At 46.6% G+C, this 2,364-nt stretch carries 2 protein-coding genes and 1 pseudogene; all 3 read right to left on the bottom strand.

What is annotated here, in order from left to right:
* The coding region (locus tag ACO4PX_RS09910) for a glycosyltransferase (protein ID WP_485572535.1) at positions 1-983 on the bottom strand (983 nt) is incomplete at its 3' end.
* A 6-nt stretch (positions 984-989) separates the two neighbouring features.
* Complete coding sequence (locus ACO4PX_RS09905) at positions 990-1,967, bottom strand: glycosyltransferase family 2 protein (protein WP_485572533.1); 978 nt, start codon at positions 1,965-1,967, stop codon at positions 990-992.
* A 44-nt stretch (positions 1,968-2,011) separates the two neighbouring features.
* Positions 2,012-2,364: pseudogene (locus ACO4PX_RS09900) on the bottom strand (alcohol dehydrogenase catalytic domain-containing protein); the annotation flags it as partial.

The raw sequence follows: 2,364 nt of genomic DNA, 5'->3' as shown, positions 1-2,364 counted from the left end.
TAGGCGGAAGCAAAGTCAATCTTGTCCTCATCACTATAGAGAAGCTCCGCCTTGGGATGCTCCTTGATGGTTTTCGCAATGGTATATAAGGCATCTTCCGTCAGCTCATCATCATGGTCGGAGAAAATGATGAAATCTCCCTTGGCCATGGCAATGGCAGCATTGGTATTTCCGGAAATGCCCAGATTCTTGGGAAGGGCAGTAAAACGCACTCTGCTGTCCTTCTCCTGATACTCCTTTAAAACCGCAATGGGGGACTTTTCTCCATTTTCCAAGGAATCCTCGGAAAGTTCGGAAGCATCCGCAAGGCAAATTTCAAAATGCGGGTAGGTCTGGGATAAAATACTGTCCAAGAGTCTTCTTAAAAAAGCTTCCTTCGGACGATACACCGGAATCACAATAGAAAAAAGCAGGGGATTCTCCCAAACTTCCGCCCTTTGCCGTGATAGCTCTTCCGCTCCGGTCTTCTCTTTTTTGTACCACTCGTTATAGTCGTAATCCTCTTCGATACTCTTTAACTTCCGCACACTCTTATGCCAAAGGGCGGAAAGACCGCCCTTTTTCAGGGTATCCTTCACTGCCTCTACGGTTTCCCATTGGAAAAGAGCCAGGAATTTCTCCATCTTCTTGTGGGCATGGGAGTTAAAGGACTCGATTTTTTTATCATCAAAACTAAAACGACGAAGCTGCTGATCCACCTGAATCAAAAGCTCCACCCTCTCGCCTTTAGAAAGCGCATAGGGGGTGTCTAAAGAAAAGCCCAGCTTCCTCTTAATTTTCTTCCCGTTTTCCTCCTCGTACTTCGGAAAATAGGCTTCATTTACGGTTTCCCGCTCCACTTCCTCATAGGAAAATTCTCTCTTTTCCCCGCCCTTTCCCTGTACGGACAGTTTTACAGGAGTCTCCGGGTCTCTTCCGAAAGCCCAGCCCTGAATATGCAGTTTTCCTTCTCTGACTAAGGCAATATCAATCTTTGCTCTCATTTTCTCTTACACCTCTTCCGAAGAACTTTCATCCTGCTCCGGCTGTTCCGAAAAATTCAGCCGTTCTTCCTCCACCACCAGCGGTCTCTTCATCACCCTTTGGTTAATGGATAAAATATACTCTCCCAAAAGGCCGATAAAAAAGATTTGCACAGAGCCCAGAAAAAGCATACCAATCAGCATAGGGGCCATCCCTGCGGGGAAACGATCCCACCAGATCAGCTTCATAATCAAATACAGTAAGCCAAAGAGCATGGAAAGGCCGGCGCAGATACCGCCGAAAAATACCGCAATACGAAGTCCCACCTTGGTGTAGCTGGTAAAGCTCAGCATGGCCGCATCATAAAGGGTATAGAAGTTGTTGTGGGTCACTCCCGCCCGGCGTTTGGGCTGGGTATAGGGAATATCTTTTCTTCTGTATCCAAGCTCCGCCACAATGCCCCGAAGGAAGGGGGTGGGATCATCCAGCGATTTCATCACGGAAATAAAGCCCTGGTCGTAAAGACCAAAGCCGGTAAACTGGCTGATTTGATCCACGGAAGACATTTTCCGAATCAGCTTATAGTACAGGCTACGAAGAGCGTACATAATTTTGGACTCGTTGCTTTCAGTCTTTACCCCGATTACAATGCGATAGCCCTCCTCCCAGGCATGAACGAACTTCGGAATCATTTCCACCGGATCCTGAAAGTCCGCCGCCATTAAAATGGTGGCATCTCCCGTGCTTTGCAGCATGGCATAATAGGGGGAATTAAACTGGCCGAAATTCTTGGCATTAAAAATCGCCTTAATCCCCTTGTCCAGTTTGCAAAGTTCCCGAATCTTCTCTCTGGTTTTGTCGGAGGAATCATTGTCGATAAAAAGAATTTCGTATTGATACTCCGGGAGATTCTCCTTAAAGCAGAGCCTGAGCGCATTTGCCAAAGGGACAACATTTTCCTCTTCGTTATAACAGGGAACAACGATACTAATGGTTTTTTTCAAAAGAAACCTCTTTCTAAAATGCCCGTTCTGCTTAGGGGCATCTTCTAAATTTCCATATATACAGCCACCTTAATGGCTCTTCTTTCCTTCATATCATAGAGGGCATCCGGAATTTTGTCCATGCCGTGATAGCGCTTTGTAAGGAAAATGCTTGGATGGAAGCCGGATTCCTGCACCTTTTCCAGTACCCATTCCAAATGCTTTCTGCCTCCCTTGGAAAGAGAAAAGCGAAGGGTCTTCCCTGCCATCCCCTTTCCCAAGGAAAATTTTGGCAGCAATAGTCCGTCTATGGCCTTCTTCCGCTTTTTCTTTTCTCCTAAAGATAGCTCCATGTCCTGCCCCGCCATTTCCAAGGCTTCCATATCCTCTTCGGAGCCAAAGTAGGCTACATTGCTGA

It is taken from the genome of Oribacterium sp., from assembly GCF_057249185.1.
This window is presented reverse-complemented; position numbering and strand designations above follow the sequence as displayed.